Origin of the sequence: Rhodococcus sp. DK176 (assembly GCF_038447315.2) — a bacterium.
In the GTDB taxonomy this organism is placed as follows: Bacteria; Actinomycetota; Actinomycetes; order Mycobacteriales; family Mycobacteriaceae; genus Rhodococcus_F; species Rhodococcus_F jostii_A.
The window spans coordinates 5,864,327-5,889,026 of sequence record NZ_CP118321.2 but is presented as its reverse complement, the minus strand read 5'-3'; the positions used below and the strand labels follow the sequence as shown (position 1 = coordinate 5,889,026).

Here is a 24,700-nt window from a genome sequence, read left to right as displayed (position 1 = left end):
GTCCACTGGACCAGGGGGCACAGAGCTTTTCCGCTACCGTACGGCTGCAAATCCTCCGTCGACCGGAAGCAGCTGACCGGTGATGAAGTGCGACGCGTCGCTCGCCAGGAATACGAGCACCGGAGCCAGATCGCGTTCGGCGTTTCCGAACGTTCCACCGAGCGGAATGTCCTTGCGGAGCTGTTCCTGATAGGCGGCAAGCTCTTCCGGCCCCAGCGAGTTGGTGTATTTGTCGAACATCGGTGTGTTTACATAGGGCAGAACAGCATTGACGCGGATTCCGGATGGACCCCATTCACGGGCGACAGTCCTGGTCCACGTATGCACGGCACCCTTGGACGAGCCGTAGGTTGCGTTGGCCAATTCCCCGGTAAATCCGGACATCGACCCGAAGTTGATGATCGCCCCCGTGCCTGCCGACTGCATGATCCGGTACGCGGATTGGTTGGTATGAATCGTTCCCAGCACATTCACACGGTAGATGCTCTCGAACAAGTCATCGGTGATCTCCTCGGCCATCGCGGAGCGCTGCAGACCGGCGATGTTCACCAGGACATCGATTCCACCAAGTTCTCTTGCAGCACTGCGGAACAACGACTCGGTAGCATCACCGTCGGTGATATCGAGACGCGAGAACTCGACCACTCCGGGCCCAGCGTCGCTCGCTTCCTCCGCGACGACCCTACCGCCCTCCTCGTTCAGGTCGTACGAACGCACGGTCGCACCCTCCATGGCGTATGCCTTTACGATGGCAGCACCGATACCTTGGGCGCCACCGGTGACCAGGATGCGTTTTCCTTCGAGTTGCATGCTGACTTCTTTCAGATTGAATTCGGCTTCCGACAAGCGTGATAACGAATGCTGCCCGAGGCGGATCACGGACCGAGTCGTCCACTTCGTTGATGATAGTTGCACAGCTGTGGTTAACTGCAACAACACTTTTCGATATACCACAAGCCGCCATCGACGGCATAGCGTAAAGGATCGAAGCAATGAAGGCATGGCGATTTACCGCGGTCAACGAAAAACTGCGACACGAAGAAGTCGGCGAACCGGTGCCCGGCCCCGAAGACATCGTCATCGACACCGGAGCGGTCGGCCTGTGCCACTCCGACATCGGGTTCATGAACGGAACTATCACGCACCTACTCGGACACGTCCCCATCACACTCGGCCATGAGATAGTCGGCACCGTCTCTGCTGTCGGATCGAACGTCTCCGAGTTCGTCCTCGGTGACCGTGTCGGGATACCTGCAACCACGGACGGCCCCGGGACCGCGATGGACGGCGGCTACGCCGAGAAGGTCAGGGTTCCGTCCCACCTCCCCGTAGCGTTACCCGATGGGTTGTCGTTTCTCGACGCGGCGTCGGCGACTTGTTCGGGTCGCACCGCGTACAGGGCAGTGCACACAGCTGGGCAGATCGAATCCGGGATGAAGGTCGGTATAGTCGGATTCGGCGGCCTCGGCTACTTCGGTGTCCAGATCGCCAAGGCCGCAGGAGCTTCCGTGTTCGTCGCTGACGTCAATGAGGCACGGTGGCCACTCGCATGCCATCTGGGTGTCGAGTCGTGCTCGAAGGACATCCGTGTCTTCGAATCCGAGGATCTCGACGTGATCATCGACTTCGCGGGCGCGGACGGAACTCTCGACTCCGCAATCGGAGCCATTCGGCATGGCGGCCGCATCGTCGAGGTTGGGCTGGGCGTCGAAGCCACATCCGTTTCGATCCCCAGCATCACTATGAAAGAAGTACATATCGTCGGTGCATCGAACGGCACCAAAGCCGAAGCGAGCGCAATACTCGCGCTGATAGCCAAAGGGGCAGTGCAGCCGAAGACCGAGCAGATCTCCTTCGGCGAGATTCCCGATGGCCTGCACCGCCTCGAGCGGGGCGCACCTGACGGACGCCTCATCGCCGTACTGTAGACCGACCTCCGCTTGCCGCCGATAGGCGACGGTTGCCCGATGCTACTGCCGCCCCGCCCAACTGACCCCCGAAAGGGGCCCACGGAGTGGGACACCAGCGCATTGTGAACCTACCTGCGGTGATCCGGCACTGTTGACTTCGTGAGATCCGCGCCAGAGTCTGAATGGGCCTGCACAGCAACCTCCGTGCGGCCCCGACACGTTCGTTTGTAGTCAGACCGCCCGCGACGGTTCGGTCAGGAGGGTTTCCCGTTCAATTGTCACACTTTGATCTTGGAAACCCTCCGTGTGCCCGTCCTGTAGCGACACCCTTCGAGGAATCAACCGTTAGGCTGACACCATGCCGACGGACCGCGGACTCAAGTTCATGAACGCCGCCCACCGCGCCCTCCTGCGCGTGACCGGCGGGCGGGTGGGGCGGAGTTTCGGCAAGATGCCGGTGGTGGAGTTGACCACCGTCGGCCGCAGGACCGGGAAGGTGCACAGCGTCATGCTGACCGTCCCGGTGAGGGAAGGCGACACGCTCGTCGTGGTGGCCTCACGCGGCGGCGACGACCGCCACCCCGCGTGGTTGCTGAACCTGCAGGCCAACCCGGAGGTCCAACTGTCGCTGCAGGGAAACCCCGCGCAGTCCATGCGCGCCCACGTGGCAACCCCGGAGGAGCGGGCCCGTCTGTGGCCGAAAGTGACCGCCGCCTACAAGGGGTACGCCGGCTACCAGAAGAAAACGGACCGCGAGATCCCTCTGGTCCTGCTCGACCCCACGACCTGACGCCGGTCACCGCCGGCAGAACACGGTTCGGTTGCAGTCCGGCGCTGTGAGCCGGTTCCACCCTTAACCTCGACCTCACCCTTATAGATTTGCGGATTCCGGGCAGGCGAGGTTGGGAGTGACGTGGACACTGACGAGGCTGCGCTACGCAAGTCCGGCACCCGACACCGTCCGCGGCGCGGGTGGATCGTGACGACTCTGATGCTTCTCGTCTTCATGGGTGCGCCTGCCCCGTCGGCGACGGCCGAAGCGATCGTGCAACCGGTGGCCGCCGACCCGAGCGTCGTCCGCGCATCCGACGGCATGTTCTACATGTACACGACCGCCGACGACTGGGGCGACGGCCAAGGCATGCACAACATGTCGATCTTCAAGTCCGCCGACCTCATGGACTGGATGTACCTCGGCGACGTCTTCCCCGACCGGCCCGCGTGGCATCCCGACGGCAAGCTCGCGTGGGCACCCAACGTGCTCGAGTCCGGCGGCCGGTACAGCCTGTACTACTCGCTCTACGACGAGTCGAACCCGTGCATCGGTCTCGCCACCGCCGACCGGCCCACCGGACCGTGGACCGATCTCGGCCGCCCCGTGTTCTGCGCCCACGACGTCGGCGTCGGCGGCACCATCGACCCGTTCGTGTGGGACGACGGCACGACGAAGACGATGTTCGTCGGCAACTTCCAGGGCGTCCACGCCATCCCCCTCAGCCCGGACGGCACCGCGGCGGCCGGCGAACCCGTACGCGTCGCGGACGAGCGCTTCGAAGGCCCGTTCGTCGAATTCCACGACGGCTACTACTACCTGTTCCTCTCGGCCGGCAATTGCTGCAACGGCGCCGACACCGCCTACCGCGTCCTCGTCGGCCGGTCGGAGTCGCTGACGGGGCCGTACCTCGACCGGAAGGGCCAGGACCTGAACGAGGGTGGCGGCGCCCTCATCCTCGCCGGCAGCGAACCGTGGGCAGGGCCGGGCCACAACACGGTGGTCTCCGACGACGCGGGCTCGGATTGGATCGTGTACCACGCCATTCCGCGCGACAACCGGGATCTGCCCAGCGGAGCCCGCCGGCGCGAAGGGATGATCGACCGGATCGTGTGGGCGAACGGCTGGCCCGAGGTGGGCGACGGTTCGCCCGCGTCGACCGGGCCGGCGAACCCCGACACGGACCTGCCGGTGCGGGTCACGCTGCGCGCCGATTCCGACACCACACTGCCCGCGGGCGGCGGCACCGTCGACACGACCATGCTCGTCGAGGCACCCGAGGACCGTCCCTACGCGGGGCAGGTATGGGTCAGCGCGGTCTCCCCGGACGGCCAGACAAGCGATCCGTTCTTCGGGCCGATCGACGTCGACCTGCAGCCCGGCGAGGTCCTCGAGGAGGCCGTCGCGTACACGGTGCCGGGAGATGCGGTCGCGGGGACCTATTACGCCTACGCCTTCGCGGGCACCTTCCCCGACGAGACCGTCGAGTTCGGCACCGTTCACGCCGTGAAGTCCGGCGACGAGGCCAGGATCAGCCCGGTCCGCTCGGTGTCGCTGCACCTCGGCACGGTCGCGCGCTGACGAGGCAGGCCAGTAAGGAACCACTGATTCGGTTTTCGATTCTCACTTCGACAACTGATTCCGCAATGTTTCCCGCCTTTTGCTATTGAAATAGTGGGGAGCGTAGGTCAGGATGGGTGCCACGGTGACGTGCCTCACACGTCACCTTTCGGTCATTCCACCAACAAAGGTGCTCCATGCTGCAGACAGTGTTCGAGAAGAATCAACCGAACGCGAAGGTCGTCGACCATGCGCTCCGGCGCACTCGGTTGGCACCGTTCTGGATCGAGGACGTCGCCGACACCCCCACCTACCCGGCCGCCTCGGCCGACGCCGCGTACGACCTGGTGGTCGTCGGCGGCGGATACACCGGACTCTGGAGTGCTCTCCTCGCGAAACAGCGCCACCCCGACCTGTCCGTCGCCCTCGTGGAGGGCGAGACCATCGGATGGGCGGCATCCGGCCGTAACGGCGGGTTCGTCGAAGCCAGCCTGACCCACGGCAGCGAGAACGGACGTCGACGCTGGCCGGGAGAAATCGACACCCTGGAGGCGCTCGGACTCGAGAACCTCGACGACATCGAGAAGACCGTCCACACCCTGGGGTTGGACTGCGATTTCGAACGGAACGGCGCGATCTCGGTCGCGATCGCCGATTACCAGGCGAAGGACGTGCTCGACACGCCGCCGAGCGCTACCACCACGGTGCTCGACGGCCCTGCGATGCGCGCACAGGTGAACTCGCCGACGTATCTGGCCGGCGTATGGGACAAGCAGTCCACTGCGCTGGTGCATCCGGCCAAGCTCGCCACCGAACTCGGCCGAGCCTGTGCCGAGCACGGTGTCGAGATGTTCGAGCACACCAAGGTCCTCGATCTCGTCCGCTCCCGATCGTCGTCCCGGGTCGGCGTTCGGACGGCGTCCGCGACCCTGTCGGCCGGCCGAGTGATCCTGGCAACCAATGCTTTTCCGTCCCTGCTGAAGCGGTACCGGCTGCACACGGTGCCGGTGTACGACTACGTGCTCATGACCGAACCGCTGTCCGACGCACAGCTCGCGGAGGTGGGATGGTCTGCCCGGCAGGGCGTCGCCGACATGTCCAACCAGTTCCACTACTACCGGCTCACCCGCGACAACCGAATCCTCTGGGGCGGCTACGACGCGATCTACCATTTCGGGCGGGGTATGCACCACGACCTCGAAGACCGTGCCGAGTCCCACACGAGGCTCGCAAGCCACTTCTTCACGACGTTCCCCCAGCTCGAGGGTCTCGAGTTCACCCACCGGTGGGGCGGCGTCATCGATACGTCGACACGCTTCTGCTCGTTCTTCGGTTCCGCGGCGAAGGGACGGATCGCGTACGCGGCCGGCTTCACCGGTCTCGGGGTCGGCGCCTCCCGCTTCGCGGCGAACGTCATGCTCGACAAGGTGTCCGGTGAGACGACGGCATTGACGGAGTTGGACTTGGTGAAGTCCATGCCCCTCCCCTTCCCGCCCGAACCGTTGGCGGCGGCCGGCATCAACGCCACCCGGTGGTCCCTCGATCGCGCCGATCACCAGGAAGGCCGGCGGAACCTCTTCCTCAAGGCTCTCGACGCGGTGGGATTGGGGTTCGACTCGTGAGCGACCCCGCGGCCGGGGTCGTCGCCTGGGAATCCGGACCGCACATCGAGGCTCGAACCGCCGATCTCGACTACCACCGCCTCCCGGACGAGCAGGTGATCGGCGACAGCGTGCCGATGGTCGGCGAACGAGTGCTCGGCGACTTCGCCGGTGTCACCGTCGGCGTGTGGGAGATCGAGCCCAGCGTCTCGTCCGACGTCGAGATCGACGAGGTGTTCGTCGTGCTCAGCGGTGACGCGACAGTGCAGTTCGACGACGGCACCCCCGATCTCGAACTCGGTCCCGGAAGTGTCGTCCACGTGCGGTCCGGGCAGAAGACCCGGTGGATCGTGCGTGACACGCTGCGGAAGATCTTCATCGCCGCGCCGGCCACGTAATCGCGAAAACCACTACACCCCTTCATCACACACGCACGGGCACCTCTGCCCGCAGCCGCACACCTCGAGGGAGACTTGATGAGCATTGCCGAACCGCCACCCTTGAAGACCCAGCCCTCGAAGACCCACGACCCGCTCGGCACCGCGAAGGGCCTCAACAGCGGCGCACTGGGTTTGATCGGCAACACGGTGATCGGACTGTCCTCGGTCGCGCCCGCCTACAGCCTCGCCGCGACACTGGGATACGTCGTTCTGGCCGTCGGCGACAAGGCGCCGTCGATGTTCCTCGTCGCGTTCATCCCCATGTTGCTCACGGCGTTCGCCTACCGCGAGCTCAATCGGGACACCCCGGACTGCGGCACCTCGTTCACCTGGGGCACCAAGGCGTTCGGCCCGTGGATCGGCTGGATGGCTGGGTGGGGACTCGCCGTGTCCGCGATCATCGTCCTCGCCAACACCGCGGAGATCGCGGCGATCTACCTGTTCGAGGTTCTCGGGTTGCACGCGGCAGCCGAGTCGCTCACCGCGAAGGTGCTGCTGGGCTGCTTCTTCATCGCGGCTATGACCTACGTCAGCTTTCGCGGCATCCTCATCAGCGAACGGCTGCAGAACGTGCTGATCGCGGTGCAGTTCACCGTCCTCATCGGGGTCAGCGTCATCGCACTGTCGAAGGTGTTCGGCGGCACCGCCGGCCCGCAGGCGGTCACCCCGCGACTGGACTGGATCATTCCGACCGGTGTCTCGATGTCCAGTGCCGCACAGGCGATCATCCTGTGCATCTTCATCTACTGGGGGTGGGACGCCTGCCTGGCGGTCGGTGAGGAAACGAAGGATTCCGAGCGGACTCCCGGCCGCGCCGCGGTCTTGACCACGGTCATTCTCGTCGCCACGTACGTCCTCGTCGGATATGCGGTCCAGTCGTTCGCCGGGTTCGGGGACACCGGGATCGGACTGAACAATCCCGAGAACGTCGACGACGTGCTGACCACGCTGGGCGGACCGGTCGCCGGGCCGGTGGCAGCCTCGTTGCTGCTGCTGACGGTCTCGATCTCCGCGCTCTCCTCGACCCAGACCACCATCCTGCCGACGGCTCGCGGAACGTTGTCGATGGCGGTCTACGAGGCACTGCCGCGCCGGTTCGCCTCGGTGCACCCCCGGTACATGACCCCCGGCTTCGGAACCCTGGTCATGGGAGCCGCGGCACTGCTGTTCTACCTGGTCCTGTCGTTCGCCAGCGCCAACGCTCTGCAGGATTCGGTGGCGTCACTCGGACTCGCGGTCGCCTTCTACTACGGCATCACCGCCTACGCGTGCGTCTGGTACTTCCGTCGGACACTCCTCGACTCGGCACGTAATCTGTTCATGCGCGGCATCTTCCCGCTGCTCGGTGCCCTCTGCATGACGTGGGCCTTCGTGCAGAGCGCCGTCGACATGCTGCGTCCCGACTACGGATTCACCGCGTTCGGCCCGTTCGGGGGCGTGTTCGTTCTCGGCGTCGGAATGCTGGTGGTCGGAATCCCCCTGATGTTGCTGTGTTTCGCGACCGGTTCCCGGAACTTCTTCCGCGGACGCACCCTCACCGCCGACACCGAAGTGAAGGTGCCCGAATCGTGAGTACCCACGTCACCAGGAAGAGGCGATAGTTCCGAAATGTCCGAGCCGATTGTCTTCGACACGACGAGCAAGGGAGGATTCGACCATGTCTGAGCAGCCTGCCTCTCTCGATCCCGTGTCCAAGCAGATCATCGAGCAACTTCAGGAGGATGGACGACGGTCGTACTCGGCCATCGGCAAGGTCGTCGGATTGTCGGAAGCGGCTGTACGCCAACGCGTGCAGAAGCTGATCGATACCGGCGTCACGCAGATCGTCGCGGTGACCGACCCCGTGCAAGTGGGATTCTCACGTCAGGCCATGGTCGGAATCCGCTGCTCGGGGGACGTCACCGAGATCGCCGCTCGCCTCGCGGACGTCGACGCCATCGATTACGTCGTGTTGACGGCAGGCGCCTACGACATTCTGGCCGAGATCGTGTGCGAGAACGACGACCACCTCCTTGCCGTGCTCAACAAAGAAATTCGCACTATTCCCGGTGTGCTCGGCACCGAGACGATGGTGTACCTGAAACTTGTCAAACAGCAATATGATTGGGGAACCCGATGACTACGGTTACCAACTCTTCGCCCACCACGGCGCACCTCGAGGCGGCCGCCCGCCGCCATCTGTGGGGTCATTTCTCCCGCCACGGGCAGGACATCACCCCGCCGATCATCACCCGCGGTGAGGGTGCCAGGATCTGGGACACCGCCGGCAAGAGCTACCTCGACGGGCTGTCCGGATTGTTCGTCGTCCAGGCCGGACACGGCCGCACCGAACTCGCCGAGGCCGCCGCCAAACAGGCCGAACAGCTCGCGTTCTTCCCACTCTGGTCCTACGCCACCCCACCCGCGATCGAACTCGCCGAACGCCTCGCCGGCTACGCCCCCGGCGATCTGAACCGGGTCTTCTTCACCACCGGCGGCGGCGAGGCCGTCGAAAGCGCCTGGAAACTGGCCAAACAGTACTTCAAGAAGGTCGGCAAACCCGGCAAACACAAGGTCATCTCCCGCTCCATCGCCTACCACGGCACCCCGCAGGGGGCCCTGGCCATCACCGGCATCCCCGCGCTGAAGGCCCCGTTCGAACCGCTCACCCCCGGCGCGTTCCGGGTCCCCAACACCAACATCTACCGGGCCCCCGAACCGCTCGGCTCCGACCCGAAGGCGTTCGGGATCTGGGCCGCCGACCGGATCGCCGAGGCCATCGAATTCGAGGGCCCAGACACCGTCGCCGCCGTCTTCCTCGAACCGGTGCAGAACGCCGGCGGCTGCTTCCCACCGCCGCCCGGCTACTTCGAGCGGGTCCGGCAGATCTGCGACGAGTACGACGTGCTGCTGGTCTCGGACGAGGTGATCTGCGCGTTCGGCCGGATCGGGTCGATGTTCGCGTGCGACGACTTCGGGTACGTGCCCGACATCATCACCTGCGCCAAGGGCCTGACCTCGGGGTACTCGCCGATCGGGGCGATGATCGCCTCGGACCGGCTCTTCGAACCGTTCTCCGACGGGACCTCGATGTTCGCGCACGGCTACACCTTCGGCGGACACCCCGTCTCGGCGGCGGTCGCATTGGCGAACCTGGACATCTTCGAACGCGAGGGCCTCAACACCCACGTCGCCGAGCAGGCCCCGGCGTTCCGGGCCACCCTCGACAAGCTCACCGACCTGCCGATGGTCGGCGACGTGCGCGGCGAGGGCTTCTTCTACGGCATCGAGCTGGTCAAGGACAAGACCACCAAGGAGTCGTTCACCGACGACGAGGCCGAACGGATCCTGCACGGATTCCTCTCCACCGCCCTGTTCGACGCCGGCCTGTACTGCCGGGCCGACGACCGCGGCGACCCGGTCATCCAACTCGCCCCACCCCTGATCTGCGGGCAGACCGAATTCGACGAAATCGAACACATCCTCCGCAGCGTCCTCACCGAAGCCTGGACCCTGCTGTGAACCACCAGGACCTTCCCGGGCTGTACGTCGGCGGCCGCTACCGGGACGGCCGGGCGGCCGAGCGGTACGAGGTGCTCGACCCGGCCACCGGTGAGGTGATCTCCTCCCGCACCGAGGCGTCGGTGGACGACGTCGACGACGCGGTCGCCACCGCGAAAACCGCCTACGCGGACTGGTCGACGACGAGCCCGGGCGAGCGTTCCGCCGTCCTGACCCGATGGGCCGCCGAGCTCACGGAGATGTCCGACGACATCGCACGCACCGAAACCCGGCAGACGGGCAAACCGATCAAACTGTCGACCGAGTTCGACGTTCCCGGGTCGATCGACAACGTGTCGTTCTTCGCCGGCGCGGCCCGCACCCTGGAGGGCAAGGCGTCGGGCGAGTACTCCCCCGACCACACGTCCACCATCCGCCGCGAACCGATCGGGGTGATCGGCTCGATCGCGCCGTGGAACTATCCGCTGCAGATGGCGGCGTGGAAGATCCTGCCCGCGGTCGCCGCAGGCAACACCATCGTGCTCAAACCGGCGGAGATTACTCCCCTCACGTCGCTGCTGTTCGCGGAAGCCGCGTCCCGCGCCGGAATGCCGGACGGCGTCGTCAACGTGATCACCGGCCGCGGCGCGACGACCGGGTCGTCGCTGGTGTCGCACGGGGACGTGAGCATGGTGAGTTTCACCGGCTCGACACCCGTGGGACGGCAGATCGCGGGCGCCGCGGCGGGCAAACGACTCCACCTGGAACTGGGTGGGAAGGCCCCCTTCGTGGTGTTCGACGACGCGGATCTCGAGGCCGCGATCAACGGAGCCGTCGCCGGTGCCCTCATCAACTCTGGCCAGGACTGCACCGCGGCCACCCGCGCCTACGTGCAGCGGCCGCTGTACGACGACTTCGTCGCCGGAGTGGCATCGCTCATGGACACCGTCCGGCTCGGCGACCCGTCCGATCCCGGCACCGACATGGGTCCGTTGGTGTCGCGGCGGCAGCAGCAGCACGTCGCCGGGTTCATCGATCGCGCCCGCGACACCGGGGCGAAGATCGTCCGCGGCGGATCCGTCCCCGGGGGCGATCTCGCGTCCGGCTTCTACTACGAGCCGACGCTCGTCGTGGGTGCCGACCAGTCCAGTGAGATCGTGCAGCGGGAGATCTTCGGCCCGGTTCTCGTCGTCCTGCGGTTCGAAAACGATTCGGACGGAATCGCACTCGCCAACGACACCGACTTCGGGCTGGCGGCGTCCGCCTGGACGCGGGACCTGTACCGGGCCCAGACCGCCTCCCGCGACATCGCCGCGGGCTGTGTGTGGATCAACGACCACATCCCGATCATCAGCGAGATGCCCCACGGCGGGTACAAGGCGTCCGGTTACGGCAAGGACATGTCGACGTATTCGCTCGACGAGTACACCAACGTCAAGCACGTCATGTCCGACATCACCGGAACCGCCAGGAAGGACTGGCACCGGACGGTGTTCGGCGACCGACGATGAGCCCGGTCGCCGGGACGGCAGCTCGTGTGCCGTCCCGGCGACAGCGGCGGTTCTGCCAAGTCGCGCCCCGCGCGCGACTACGCTGACGAACAGGCGCGTTCGCTTCAGCTGAAAGGCAGAGACGATGCATGTGACCCCGTTCGCCTGGATTGTGACGATCATCGTGATCGTCGCGCTGCTCGCGTTCGACTACTTCTTCCACGTCCGCCACGCGCACATCCCGACGCTGAAGGAAGCGGCCATCTGGTCGTCGATCTACGTCGGCCTCGCGCTGCTCTTCGGCGTCGCGGTCCTGATCTTCGGCGGCGTCGACATGGGTTCGGAGTACTTCGCCGGCTACGTCACGGAGAAGGCGCTGTCCGTCGACAACCTCTTCGTCTTCCTCATCATCATGTCCAGCTTCCGGGTGCCGCGCGAAGACCAGCAGAAGGTCCTGCTGTTCGGCATCGTGTTCTCGATCTTCGCCCGGACCGCGTTCATCTTCCTCGGCGCCGCGCTGATCAATTCGTTCGCGTGGGTGTTCTACTTCTTCGGCCTGATCCTGCTGATCACCGCCGGCAACATGCTGCGACCCGAGACCGAGGATTCGCACTCGGCCGACAACTTCATCATCCGGATCGCGAAGAAGTTCATGCACACCACCGAGCACTACGACGGCGACAAACTCTTCACCATCGAGAACGGCAAGCGGGCGATGACGCCGATGCTGCTGGTGATGGTTGCTATCGGCGGCACCGACATCCTGTTCGCACTCGACTCCATTCCCGCGATCTTCGGCCTCACCCAGAATGTCTTCGTCGTCTTCACGGCCACCGTGTTCTCGCTGATGGGTCTGCGGCAGCTGTACTTCCTGCTCGACGGTCTCCTCGACCGCCTCATCTACCTGTCGTACGGACTGTCCGCGATCCTCGCGTTCATCGGGGTCAAGCTGATCCTGCACGCGCTGCACGAGAACAACCTGCCGTTCGTCAACGACGGCGAACCGGTGAACGTCATCGAGATCAGCACGTTCGCGTCGCTGGCCGTCATCATCGGCATCCTCGTCATCACCGTGATCGCGTCGCTCACCAGCAAGAAGGGCAGGGCACAGTCCGCGATCGCCGGTGCCCGGCGGCACGCGATCAACTACCTCGACCTCGATTACACCGCCGACCTGGCAGAGCGCGAACGCATGTACGACAAGTTGCGGGGCGAGGAAGAGCAGCTCAAGAAGCTCGACCCGAAGTTCAAGAAGATGGTCCGCGAAGAAACCGCACTCATGGACCTCATCAAGCGCTCCCACCAGGAGCACGACGCGTTCCTCAAACAACGTTAGGTGAACTCAGCGAAGCGCCCACCGAATCGGCGGGCGCTCCTGTGACTCGTGCCCCATCCCCATGAAGGCACGCGCCGCGACTACCTCCTCCTCATCCGCATTCCGCCGTCCGCCATTCCCATGGCGGTGATACCGAGACCCAGCAGACAGACGACGATGCCGCAGATCACGTTCGACCAGATCATTCCCGCCGTGGTGGTTACTCCGACGACCAGCCACGGGCTGACGATCATCCACAGACCCAGCAGCGGCGCGACGAACGCCATGCCGTGCGTGCGTGAGTAGGCCGACGTGAAACCGACGGCAAGCAGTGCCACCGCAACACCCGACAACAGGTTGCACATCGCCAGGCCCGACTGGCTCGCGAACCCGACAATCCACGGCGACGCCGCCATGTAGAGGCCCGCCATGAACATCAGGCCCTCGGTGACCTGCGTCATCGGCTGTTCTGAGACTCGGTCGTAGCGAGCCCGCAATTCGGCGATATCAGGGTGTCTCTCGATCGACATACCTGGTGTCGTCATCACCCACCTCCTTGAAAAGAGAACCAACCCCTACCGAAGGGGGTGCCCCGAACTTCGTCCGGCAAACCAGTGATGACCAGGTAATTTTTCCGAATTTCCGCTACCGACCAGTCCTAACGGACGGCGGCGTATTCGTAGCCCTTGGGTAGGCGTCCAGGGGGCGGGCATACTCGATGTGTGTGGTGGATTGCCTGGGTCGCGCTGGTGTGGGTAGCACTGTCGGTGCCGCTCGCGATCGTCATCGGGAAAGCGATACGGCAGAAAGACCTGCACGAACTGCCCGCCAAAGAAGACGCGACGAGTAAGAACGACCCTCCCGACCGAACGGTCGCATGACCGCGCCCCACCGGGTGCGTTCCCGCTGCAGCTTGGAAGAATGACGGGATGGCGCTGCCCTTCTATCCACTCGTGTTCATGAACCTGTTGTTTGCGGCGACCACACTGTGCCTTGCACGACCCTCCCGCGCGTCCGCCGCAGCCACCGTCGCCGCCGCCGTGCTGTGGATATTCGGCAACGGTCCGCTCGAGGGTCAAGTGCTGTGGGAGTTCGACGCAACGCACGGCCTCACGGTGTCCGATCTGCTGTCCGTTGCGGCCGTCGCCATCGCCGTCTGGACGCCTCTCGACCACCGGGGACCGACCGTCGGCTCGACGAAACGGGCGACGCCGGAGAACGCCGTTCCGGACCCGGTACTGACCGGGTCAGCCTCTCAGGGCCGCCCCGACCACCCTCAACACCCCAGGTGACGTCATGTGCCAATGCGCACTGTCGACGATGCGGTTCCGGACAGCGCCCGTCACGTAGGGCTCCCAACTCGCTGCCGCCGCCGATCCCGTCGGATCGTCCCGGCCGGCAGTGAAGAACGCGACGTCACCTCGAAAGACACCCGGGGTGTGGCGCTCGAGCAGCGCACAGTTGTGTGCGGCACTCTCGATCAGCCTGTGGAGCTGGTCGCGGCTGAGAACGGCCGTGGGGCCGCCCGTCGCCGCCAGGAGGTCCACCGCCGATTCGGGTGTCATGTCCGCAACGGCCGCCGGCACGTCCGCCTCGACGCCGATACCCGCCAGCAGGTCACCCGCGCTCACCGGCATCTCCGTGTCCCTCGGGTCCGGCTGCTGCGCGTAACTGTCGAGCATCACGACGGTCGCCACCTCGTCACCCGCAGCCTGGAGTTGCACCGCGACTGCATGCGCGAGGACTCCGCCGAGCGACCAACCCAGGAGTTCGTACGGCCCGCGGGGTTGGATCTTGCGGATCTCCTCCACGTACCTCGCCGCGAGATCGTCGATCGACGCCGGCAAAGTGTCCTCACCTGTGATCGCCGGCGACTGAAGGCCGTAGATCGGCCGTTCGGGATCGATCCTGGACGTCAGACCCGTGTAACACCAGGCGAGACCCACGATCGGGTGAATGCAGAACAGCGGCCGCCCCTCCCCTGCCGACCTGATGGGGAAGAGCACATCGAGCGCCCCGTCACGGTGCCGATCGGCCGAACTCAACCGTGCCGCTATCGAACTCGGGGTCGGATCCGTCATCACCATCTGCAGCGGAACCGCAACACCCGTGGACGCCTCGAGCGCACTCACCACGCGGACCGCCAGCAGAGAGTTACCGCCCAGCTCGAAGAAATTGTCGTCCGCGCCCACCCTCTCGACACCCAGCAGCTCCGCGAAGGCGGTGGCCACCGCGACCTCGGTGTCCGTCGCCGGGGCGCGGAACGCCCGGGGTTCGAACCGCGGCTTCGGAAGCGCACGCCTGTCGAGCTTCCCGGCCGACGCCAGGGGCAGCTCGTCCAGAACCATGATCTGCGACGGCACCATGTACGCGGGTAGCCGTTCTCGGGCAGACGCCGCCAATGCGTCGGTATCGATCCGCCGGCCCTGTTCGGCCGCGACGTAACCGACGAGGTGGTCACCGCCACGCTCGTCCGAGACCAGCGCCACCGCGGCCTGGGACACCCCCGCCGCCGCCTCCAGCACCGACTCGATCTCCCGGAGTTCGATTCGCAGGCCACGCAACTTGACCTGGAGGTCCGTTCGGCCCAGGTACACCAGCTGACCAGTTCGGGTCCATTTCACGAGATCGCCTGTGCGGTACAGGCGTTCCCCTCCCCGGCCGAAGGGATCGGCGACGAATCGTTCCGCGGTGAGCTCGCTGCGTCCCACATAGCCGCGGGCCAGTTGGTCGCCGCCGAGATAGAGCTCGCCGGCCACACCCACCGGAACCGGGTTCAGCCGTGCGTCCAGCACGTACGCCCGGGTGTTCCACACCGGCGCACCGATCGGCACTCGCGCATCGACGGATTCGCCCAGCCTGAAGGTTGTCGTGGTGATCGCCGCCTCGGTGGGACCATACGTATTGTGGAATGCGCCCGGACGAAGTGCGATCACGTCCTCCACGAGCTCGGACGGCACCTCCTCGCCGCCCACATGGAGGTGCCGTAGCGAGGACAGGGCCTCCCCCTCACCGATCGCGAGGAACGCGGCCAGGACCGACGGCACGAAATGCATCATGGTGATCCGGTGCTCGCGGATGACGGTCGCCAGATAGTCGAGGTCGCGATGCCCGCCGGGCCGCGTCACCACCAGTTGGGCACCCACGATCAGGGGCAGGAAGATCTCCCACACCGAGACATCGAACGTGTACGGAGCCTTGAGCACTCCGCGGTCGTCGGCGGTGACCTCGTACTCCTCGGCGAGCCAGCGCAACTGATTCACGATTGCGGCGTGGCTGACGGTCACGCCCTTGGGGCGTCCCGTCGACCCCGACGTGAAGAGAACATAGGCGGTGTTCTGCGGCCGCAGCGAACGCACCCGGTCGGCATCGCAGATCGGGTGCGAACCGAACCCGGACAGATCGACGGTGTCGATGTCGACGCGTGCGATACCGGCAGGCAAGGACGCGTACGTCCACGACGTGGTCAACACCAGATCCGATGCCGCGGAGCTCAGCACGTCCTCGATACGCTCTGCCGGGTGGTCCGGGTCGAGGGGCACGTAGCCACCGCCGGCCCGGAGGACGGCGCACATTCCGGCGATCATGTCCGGCGAGCGCTCGAACGCAAGCGCCACGAGGGAGTCCGGGCCTACTCCACGCTCGACGAGCAGCCTCGCCAGGCGGTTGACGCGTAAGTCCAGCTCGCCGTACGTCAACGCATTGTCCTCGAAGACCACGGCAACGGCACCTGGGACGCGGGCCACCTGGGCATCGAGAAGATCGACCAGTGTTTCTGCGCGCAGCTCCACGTCCGTCGAATTCCACGTGTCCAGCATCTGGGCCGTCTCGTCGTCCGTCAGCAGGGAGAGCTCGCAGACCTGACGACTCGGTTGCGTTGCGAAAGCCTCGGCGACGCGTACCAAACCGCTGGCGAACCGATCCGCCGTCTCGGAGTCGAACAACTCGGTGGAGTATGTGAGCGTCCCGGAGACACCGGCCGCGCCACCGTTCGCGTCGTAGCTGTCCGAGAGCGAGAAGTCGAGATCGAACTTGGTGACCTGCGCATCGATCTCGAGCGGCGCGATGGTCAGTCCCGGCAGTTCCAGCGCCGCCGCGGTCTGGTTCTGAAATGCGAGCATGACCTGGAACAGCGACGAATACGATTGCGAACGAGCTGGATTCAAAATTTCGACCAGCCGCTCGAACGGCACCTCCGCGTGGGCCAGCGCCCCGAGATCGGTCTCGCGCGCCTCGTCCAGAACGTCGAGGAGGGAGGCGCCGGGATCCACCTCGGTACGCAGTACAAGTGTGTTGACGAACATGCCGACCACGTCGTCGAGCACCCGTTCACCGCGGCCCGCGACCGGAGTGCCGATCACGATGTCCGAGGTTCCCGTCAGGCGCGCCAGCAACACCGCCAGAGCGGCATGCATCACCATGAACAAGGTCGAATTATGTTGTTGTGCAACATCACCGAGACGTCGATGCGTGTCGGCACCGATGGTCACGGGGACGACGGCACCCCGATTGGTACGTGCCGCGGGCCGGGGGCGGTCGGTCGGTATCTCGAGGAACTCGGGAATTCCCGCGAGTCTGCGCGTCCAGTAGTCGATCTGCGCCGCCGCCGGCGATTCCGGGTCGCTTTCGTCGCCCAGCACCTCCCGCTGCCACAACGCGAAATCGACGTACTGCACCGCGAGCGGTGTCCACCCGGGACGTTCGCCCCGCGACCGCGCCAGGTACGCCGTCGCCACATCCCGCGCCAGTGGTGCCATGGAGAAGCCGTCCGCACTGATGTGGTGCACCACCACGACCAGGATCAGTTCGTTGTCGCTCACCCGCAGCAGCCGCCCACGGATCGGGACCGTTGTCGAGACGTCGAATCCTCGTGCGACGACCGAGAGTACGTGGGCGTCGACAGCATCTTCGGCGACGATTGTCGGGGACAGGTCCAATTCCACAGTTTCTGCGGGCACCACGATCTGCACCGGCTCGCCGTCGTGTTCCGGGAACACCGTCCGGAGCGATTCGTGCCGTTCCAGCACGTCGTGCACCGCCTGCTGCAGTGCGGGCACGTTCAGCTCTCCGGTCAACCGCACGGCCAGGGGCATGTTGTAGGCCGGGGATGCCGGGTCGAAGCGGCTCAGGAACCACATCCGCTGCTGCGCCGGCGACAAAGGAATACGTTCCGGTCGAGGCTGCCTCGACAGGACCGGGCAGTTACCCGTGCCGAGCACCGAAGTCACCTGCTCGGCGAGCGCTTCCACCGTCGACGCCTCGAACAGCATCCGGACCGGCACGTGCGCATTCAGCGCCTCACCCAATCGGGCGGCCGCCTGCGTCGCGATCAGCGAGTTGCCGCCCAGTGCGAAGAATTCGTCGTCGAGCCCGACCTGTTCCACCGCGAGCACCTCGGCAAAGACGGCGACAACGGCCTCCTGCACCGGCGACACGGGTGCCCGGAAGACCCTCGATTCGAGTACCGGCGCCGGCAACGCCTTCACGTCGATCTTGCCCGAGGGGTTGAGAGGAAATGCGTCGAGTACCACGACTGCGGCAGGCACCAGGTACGACGGCAACACGTCTTCGAGTCTCTTGCGCAACAACTCGACGTCGAGGGACCCGCTGGGCACGACATACGACACCAACGCGTCGGCACCGGCCGCGTTGGGCCGGGCCACCGTGATCGCACCGTCGACGTCGGCGACCCGGGTGATCACCGCGTCGACCTCCCCCGGTTCGATGCGGACGCCACGAATCTTCACCTGCCGGTCCACTCGCGCGACGAACTGCAGATTGTCGTCGGCGCGGCGATGCACCAGGTCGCCGGTCCGGTACATACGGGTACCACCCGCGCCCGCAACGAACCGCACCGCGGTCCGCCCAGGATCACCGACGTAGCCGCGCGCCAGTCCGGAACCGGACAGATACAGCTCGCCGATCGCACCGACGGGAGCAGGGCGCAAACGGTCGTCGAGCACCCGACCGGTGGTGCCGGTAATCGGTCCACCGATGGTCACGTGGCGCTCGACCGCGGCGAGGGTGGCGACGACGGTCGACTCCGTCGGCCCGTACGCATTGAGCATCCGCCGGCCGTCGCTCCATGCCGCGGCAAGATCGGGATGCAGAGCCTCTCCGCCGACCGCAACGACGTCGATGTGCGCGAGCCCGTCCGTTTTCAGAGACGCCAGCACTGCCGGCGTCGACAGATAATGGCTCACCCGGTGTTCCACGAGCACTCGGTGCAGATCCGGTCCCGCAAACACCTCGGCGGGGGCGACCACCAGGCAGGCACCCGAACCGAATGCGAGCAGCGCCTCGAGGAGCGCGGCGTCGAAGGTGGGGTTGTAGGCGTGGAGTACCCGCGAGTCCGACGTGACCCGGTACCGGCGCACCGCTTCCTCGGTCAGCGAGGACACACCGCGGTGGGGCACCATCACCCCCTTGGGCGTACCGGTGGAGCCCGACGTGTAGATGACGTACGCCACCTCGTCCGGATGCACCGGAACACGCACCGGAGCCACATCTTCCAGATAGTCGCCCGCGGTGACCGGCAGCCACGCGATCCGCGAACCGCCCACCGACATTTCCCCGACGCCGACACACACGTCGGCCTCGGTCAGCACTCTCTCCAGACGCTCCGCCGGATGTGTCGGATCCACCGGGAGGAAGGCAGCACCGGTCTTGGTGATGGCCCACAACGCGATCATGAAATCCACCGACCGCGGCAGGGCGAGCGCGATCACGCGGCCCGGCCGCGCACCTGCGTCGATCAGCACCCGCGCCAACGAATCGGACCGTGCGTCGAGGTCACGATAGGTGAGGGTCACGGCACCGTCGGAGAGCGCCGGCGCAGTCGGGGAGTTGCGGGCAGTGCCGGTCAGAATCTCGGAAAGGGTTCTCGGTTCGGAAGGTTCGCCGCCGTCGAGGACTGCGCCGGCGGCGAGGCCGATGCTGCCCACGTCGATCTCGGGGCGGTCGGTGACGACGGCCAGCACGTCCACGAACAACTCGGCCAGCGATCGAACGGTCGCGGCGTCGAACAGCGACGGCGTGTAGGTGATGACACCGTCTACTCCGACAGGGTCGTGGTCCGACCAGCGCTCCGAGTACGTGAAGGCCAGATCGAACGGCGTCGGCGTGGTACGACTCTCCGACGTCGGCGCGAGCGCCAGCGACACCTGCGGTCGCTCGCCACCGAGCAGGTCGGCGAGGGCCTCGATCGGCACGTCCGCGTCCCGGAAAGCCGCAACATCGAAGCCGCGGACCTGCTCGAGGACCTCGAGGAACGACATGTCCGGGGTGACGCTGGCCCGCAGCGCCACCATGTGGGCCCGATCTCGCGTCAGCCCCGCATTGCCGCCGATGACGATGTCGCGGTGAACACCGATGCGTGCGAGCAGGATTGCGAGAGTCGCCCGCAACACCGTGAACAACGTCACGCTCTGCTCGCGCGCCAACCGGAGGGCTGCCTCGTGGCGATCGGAGCCGATCGCGAACTCGTGCACGCAGTCCGACGGGGAGATGGCTCCCCCGACTACCCGGTCGGTCGGCACCGGCGACGACGACCCGACGCCGCGCAACGCCCGCTGCCACCGGGCGAGGCTGCTGTCTCCCGATGTCCCCGGTAGCCGCTCCAGTCGCCCGTCGAGATACCGCCCTCGGTCCCCGGTTCGGTACATCCGTACTCCCCCGGCACCCTCCGTACCCTCGGGCACGAACGGGTCTGCCACGAACCTTTCGGCAGTACGCCCGGGCCGACGGTGGAATCCTCGGGCAACCTGCTGCCCTCCCACATACAGTTCCCCGACCGTGCCGGGCGGGACGGGCCGCAACGCCCGGTCCAGCACGTAGATGCGGGACCCGGCATCCAGCTCGGCGGGTTGCGCAGGCTCGCGGTCCCGTCGATCGTGCCCCACCGTCCCGCCATCGACGAGTGGATCCCAGATGTCCGCCACCACGGCGTCGCGGTCGTTCCCCGACCATGCCAGCACATTCGCGTGGGTCACCGCGACCGGTTCCGAGCCCACGGGGCAGAGCACATAGGCAACGCGGTCGGGGTGAATCGGCTCCGACTCCGACGCGGTGGCGTCGCGGTCGTCGTCGTTGTTCAGCTCGACCTCGTCGAGCAGCACTGTCGGGTATCCGCCGTGCGGGATCGCTCCGGCATCGGCACGACTGATGAGCAGCAGTGTCGGCACCACATCGGCCAGCGTGTACCGGATGCGTTCGGTGGGATGGTCGGGAGTCAGGGGCAGGCAGGCTGCGCCCGCCCGCAGCACGGCAATGTGCGCAACGACCTTGTCGACCCAGTTCGACAGTCCGACAGCGACAATGCTCGAATCTCCGATTCCGGATGCTCTCAGTGCCCGCGCCAACCGGTTGGAGCGACGGTCGACCTCGGCATAGGAGAGCACCTCCCCACCGCAGCTGACGGCTGCGGCGTCCGGGCGGTCGGCAACTCGTTGCAGAAAGATCTCGGGCAACGACGTGCCCCGGTGCGTTGAATCCCTCGTTCCGCCGATGGCTCCAGCCCGCTCGTTCGGCGTCAGCAGGTCGATCGAGCTCAGCGCAACCCCGGGGTTGTCGGCGACCACCACGAAGAGCCGGTGCAGCCGCCACGCCCATTGCTCCACGGTCTGCCGCTCGAAACGAGGTGCTGCGTAACGCATTACCCCCTCGATCCGGTCGCCGTGGCCGTCGACCCGACCGCGCAGCGATACCACCAGATCCAGGCCGTCGAACTCCCGCACCGGCTCCGCTTCCATCGACAGCATCACTTGGAAGAGCGGGTGACGATCCGGCGAAAGCTCGTGCCCGACAGCATCGACCACCTGCGCGAACGGGACCGCACCGTGCGCGCGTGCGGCCTGCTCGCCGCGGTCGGTTTCGACCAGGAACTCCTCGAACGTCAGACGTGGATCCAGTCTGCTGCGCAGCACCAGAGGCTCGGAATCGTGACCGTCCCGTCCGTCGGCGCAGTCCGGCAGGACCGCTCCGACGGCGAGGTCGTCCTCACCGCTCACGACGGACGACAACACCGCCACGGCCGCGTGCACGACCGTGAAGAGCGAGACCTCGTGCCGGGCCGCCAGATGGTGCACGTCCCGGCACAGGGCGGGATCCACGGCGAACGGAACCGCACCGGTGAGTGCCCCGGAGTTCACCGAGACTTCGCGGTCCACCGGCAACGGCAGGGAACTCGGCAGACCCCTGAGCTGCCTTGCCCAGTAGCGCAATTCGCGTTCGTACGGCGCAGGAATCGGCAACGCGGATCGATCGACCTTGCCGCTGGGGGTGAGCGGCACCGAATCGAGAACTGTGACCGTCGACGGCACCATGTACGCCGGCAGCCGCTCGGCCACGCCGGCGAGAACGTCGCCAGGATCCAGGCCGGTGCCGTGAACGTAACCGTCCACCACCAACTCGCCGCTCCGGTCGTGTGCCACGGCGATGGCCGTGTCGACACCCGGATGCCGACCGAGGATCGCGGTGATCTCGCCCAGTTCGACCCGGAATCCGCGGATCTTCACCTGATCGTCGGCCCGGTCCACGAATTCCAACTCGTGGTCCTTCGACCACCGGACAAGGTCGCCCGTCCGGTACATGCGTCGCAGATCGGTCGCGAACGGGTTGGCGACGAAACGAGTCGCGCTCGCACCCGGCCGCTCCAGGTATCCGCGGCCCACCCCCGGACCGGACAGGTACAACTCGCCGACCACTCCGGCCGGCACGGGCTGCAGGAAACGGTCCAACACTACCGCGGACACACCTTCGATCGGTCGCCCGATCGTGGTGCGGGAACCGGGGACGAGTGCGTCGGTGGCCGTGGCCCACACGGTCACTTCCGTCGGACCGTACAGGTTCAGCACGGTGCGCCCCAGGCCCCACCGCGCCACCAGTTCCGGCGGGCAGACCTCCCCCGCGACGGCGAGTACCTCGAGATCGGTCAATCCAGCCGGATCCATCTGCGCTGGGACGGCGGGTGTCGTGGTCCAGTGGGTGATCCGCTCACGCCGCAGCAGGTCGGCCAGCGCTTTCCCTCCGCGCACCGGCGGCGGCGCGATCACCAGCGTCGCACCGGCTGTGACCGCGACCAACAACTCGTGAATCGAGGCGTCGTACGAGGGCGACGCGCCCATGAGCACTCGCGAGCGGGAATCTGCTGCGTAGAGACGACGCAATGCGGCGGCGTGATTGGCAAGTCCGCGATGGGGCATGGTGATACCGCGTGGCGCCCCGACCGAGCCGGACGTGTAGATGACATACGCCGCGTTGTCCAGCCTGATCCGGTGTGCCAGTTCAGCATCGGCTATAGGTGCGCCGTTCCCCGGCGCATCGGCCACATCCACCCACTCGACACCAGGAGGCACCACCTCCGGTTCCGTTGCGACAGCGATGGTGACGCCTGATTCGTCGATCATGTGCGCGATGCGTTCGGCCGGATAGTCCGGGTCCACCGGAACGAACGCCGCACCGCACCGCGCGACGGCCCACACCGCGACCACCTGTTCGATCGAGCGGGGCAGCATCAACGCAACACGGTTGCCGACGCCGACACCCTGCGCGAGCAGTCTGCGCGCGAGCCGATTCGATCGCTCGTGCAGAGCGCGGTAGGTCATCTCGGCATCGCCACAGCGGACGGCAACCGTGTCGGAATCCGCTGTCAGGTCGAACATGTCCGGAAGGGTGAGCGGAGACACCGAGGGAGGGCCGGTGAGAGGCACAAGCGTCTCGAGTTCGTCGTCGGTGAGCAAAGGCAGGCTGCCGACCGCCGCCTCGGCGTCCGCGCCGACGAATCCGCCCAGATACTCCAGAAATCTCTCGTGGTGTCCCGCAAGTTCGTCTCGTTCGTACACCGCCGGGTTGCCCTCGAAGTCCACGCGGACGTTCTGGCCGGCGGCCCCCGGATAGATCGCCACCGCAAGGTCGTCCACCGGGCCGGCGGTGAGAACGTTCAATTCACCGAGTACCTCACCCCACCACGTCTCGGTGTGGAACATCATGATGTTGACCATCGGCCCGAAGCCGCTGCCGACGCGGGAGGTCGACCGCATGTCGTGGAGGATGTCTTCGTACCGGAAACGTTGATGCCGCAGCGCACCGGTCAGTTCCAGCTGGACACGGCGCACCAGGTCGTGTGTAGTCCCGTGCGCATCCACCGCGATCCGGAGCGGAACGATGTTGGCCACACTGCCGCCCGAACGGCGCGCGCCCGCGGTGGTGCGAGCAGACACCGGGAGACTCAGCACGACATCCGAATTGCCCGTCATCCGCGCGAGAAATGCGGCGAACGCCGCGACCACGATCGGTACCTCGAACGAATTCCACTCTCGAGCGAGTGCTTCCAGCTCGTCGACGACACCGGGATCCATCACCTTGCTGGCGAGCAACGACACGGCCGACGGGGCGCTCTCCCGGTCGGTCAAACGGGAGGGCTCGGGCAGGTTCGCCGTTCGTTCGGCCCAGTACTCTCGGTCGATCTCGAATCGGCGGGATCTCGGGTACGCGTCCTCGGCCTCGTACAGTTCGCGAAGCGGCAGGGCCTTCGACGCAGGAGCTTCGGTGCGCTCGACTGCGTGTGTGTAGAGCTCGGCGACCCGGTTCATCAGCACCATGGCGCCGTAGCCGTCGAGGATCAGGTGGTGCGCGAAGGTGGTGAGGAAGTAGTGGTCACGGCCGACGTGCAGCAGTGTCGCCGAAATCAGCCGGTCCCGGTACACCGACATGGGGCGGCGTCGCCGCTCGTCCATCCATCGGTGCGCGTCCGCCACGGGATCTTCACGGGACCGCAGGTCGACGTAGGCGAGTTCGTCGTCGATCGTCTCGTCCGGCAACTGGTACGGCTCACCCGCGTAGTCGACGATCCGAACCCCGGGAGACTCGATGTCGAACGAGCCCTGCTCGGACGCCCACTTCAACGCTCCGACGTCCACAGGCCCACGCAGCTCGACATACTGCGCGACGAGAATGGGGACGTTCGGTTCCAACTGCTGCGCGAACCACAGTCCCTTTTGGGCATGCGAGAGCGGGAATGCACGTGAATCCACTTCACCTGCAGTCTTGCGCGGGAACCCCGAGCCCACTATCTGTCCCCCGATCTACAACTTTGACGAACAGCCCGAAAGCGGGCCGTATACGTATGGGTGT

Annotated in this window: 14 protein-coding genes and 1 pseudogene; 12 read left to right on the top strand and 3 right to left on the bottom strand. The window is 66.1% G+C overall.

Going from position 1 to position 24,700, the window contains the following annotated elements; genetic code table 11:
- Nucleotides 1-33 precede the first annotated feature (33 nt).
- Nucleotides 34-879: an SDR family NAD(P)-dependent oxidoreductase gene (locus PSR88_RS27490; protein ID WP_016883626.1), complete on the bottom strand. Its 846-nt coding sequence runs from the start codon at nt 877-879 to the stop codon at nt 34-36.
- Nucleotides 880-992: 113 nt separating this feature from the next.
- On the opposite strand from PSR88_RS27490, the gene PSR88_RS27485 reads away from it, so the two are divergent.
- The 10 genes from PSR88_RS27485 (at nt 993) to PSR88_RS27440 (ending at nt 12,589) form a co-directional block, all read left to right on the top strand.
- Nucleotides 993-1,928, top strand: coding sequence for an alcohol dehydrogenase catalytic domain-containing protein (locus PSR88_RS27485; RefSeq protein WP_016883627.1), 936 nt, complete (start codon nt 993-995; stop codon nt 1,926-1,928).
- A gap of 340 nt (nt 1,929-2,268) precedes the next feature.
- Nucleotides 2,269-2,700 carry a nitroreductase/quinone reductase family protein gene (locus PSR88_RS27480; RefSeq protein WP_016883628.1) on the top strand — a complete coding sequence of 144 codons (432 nt, stop codon included), beginning with the start codon at nt 2,269-2,271 and terminating at the stop codon, nt 2,698-2,700.
- Nucleotides 2,701-2,823: 123 nt separating this feature from the next.
- Nucleotides 2,824-4,263 carry a family 43 glycosylhydrolase gene (locus tag PSR88_RS27475; protein ID WP_016883629.1) on the top strand — a complete coding sequence of 480 codons (1,440 nt, stop codon included), beginning with the start codon at nt 2,824-2,826 and terminating at the stop codon, nt 4,261-4,263.
- A 176-nt stretch (nt 4,264-4,439) separates the two neighbouring features.
- Nucleotides 4,440-5,864 carry an NAD(P)/FAD-dependent oxidoreductase gene (locus PSR88_RS27470; RefSeq protein WP_016883630.1) on the top strand — a complete coding sequence of 475 codons (1,425 nt, stop codon included), beginning with the start codon at nt 4,440-4,442 and terminating at the stop codon, nt 5,862-5,864.
- Nucleotides 5,861-6,241 (top strand): cupin domain-containing protein, encoded by a 381-nt coding sequence (locus PSR88_RS27465; protein ID WP_016883631.1) that lies wholly within the window; start codon nt 5,861-5,863, stop codon nt 6,239-6,241. Before PSR88_RS27470 ends, PSR88_RS27465 begins: the two co-directional genes overlap by 4 nt.
- A gap of 78 nt (nt 6,242-6,319) precedes the next feature.
- Nucleotides 6,320-7,855, top strand: a complete 1,536-nt coding sequence (locus PSR88_RS27460) for an APC family permease (protein ID WP_016883632.1) — start codon at nt 6,320-6,322, stop codon at nt 7,853-7,855.
- Between the two features lie 85 nt (nt 7,856-7,940).
- Nucleotides 7,941-8,402, top strand: coding sequence for an Lrp/AsnC family transcriptional regulator (locus PSR88_RS27455; protein WP_011597577.1), 462 nt, complete (start codon nt 7,941-7,943; stop codon nt 8,400-8,402).
- Nucleotides 8,399-9,784, top strand: a complete 1,386-nt coding sequence (locus tag PSR88_RS27450) for an aspartate aminotransferase family protein (RefSeq protein WP_342338556.1) — start codon at nt 8,399-8,401, stop codon at nt 9,782-9,784. The genes PSR88_RS27455 and PSR88_RS27450 overlap by 4 nt, the downstream gene beginning before the upstream one ends.
- Nucleotides 9,781-11,274: a gamma-aminobutyraldehyde dehydrogenase gene (locus PSR88_RS27445; RefSeq protein ID WP_016883634.1), complete on the top strand. Its 1,494-nt coding sequence runs from the start codon at nt 9,781-9,783 to the stop codon at nt 11,272-11,274. Before PSR88_RS27450 ends, PSR88_RS27445 begins: the two co-directional genes overlap by 4 nt.
- 124 nt (nt 11,275-11,398) lie before the next feature.
- On the top strand, nt 11,399-12,589 hold the full coding sequence (locus PSR88_RS27440; protein ID WP_011597574.1) for a TerC family protein: 1,191 nt from the start codon (nt 11,399-11,401) through the stop codon (nt 12,587-12,589).
- Nucleotides 12,590-12,669: 80 nt separating this feature from the next.
- Here PSR88_RS27440 and PSR88_RS27435 read toward each other — a convergent pair whose 3' ends face one another.
- Nucleotides 12,670-13,113: an SPW repeat protein gene (locus tag PSR88_RS27435; RefSeq protein WP_011597573.1), complete on the bottom strand. Its 444-nt coding sequence runs from the start codon at nt 13,111-13,113 to the stop codon at nt 12,670-12,672.
- A gap of 177 nt (nt 13,114-13,290) precedes the next feature.
- Here PSR88_RS27435 and PSR88_RS27430 point away from each other — a divergent pair, with 177 nt between their 5' ends.
- Together PSR88_RS27430 and PSR88_RS27425 are read left to right on the top strand one after the other, a co-directional pair.
- A complete protein-coding gene (locus PSR88_RS27430) occupies nt 13,291-13,449 on the top strand; it encodes a hypothetical protein (RefSeq protein ID WP_016883635.1) in 159 nt (52 codons plus the stop codon).
- A gap of 48 nt (nt 13,450-13,497) precedes the next feature.
- A pseudogene (locus tag PSR88_RS27425) lies at nt 13,498-13,810 on the top strand (hypothetical protein).
- A gap of 5 nt (nt 13,811-13,815) precedes the next feature.
- Here PSR88_RS27425 and PSR88_RS27420 read toward each other — a convergent pair.
- Entirely contained in the window at nt 13,816-24,600 is a 10,785-nt protein-coding gene (locus PSR88_RS27420; RefSeq protein ID WP_016883636.1) for an amino acid adenylation domain-containing protein, read from the bottom strand.
- Between the last annotated feature and the right edge of the window lie 100 nt (nt 24,601-24,700).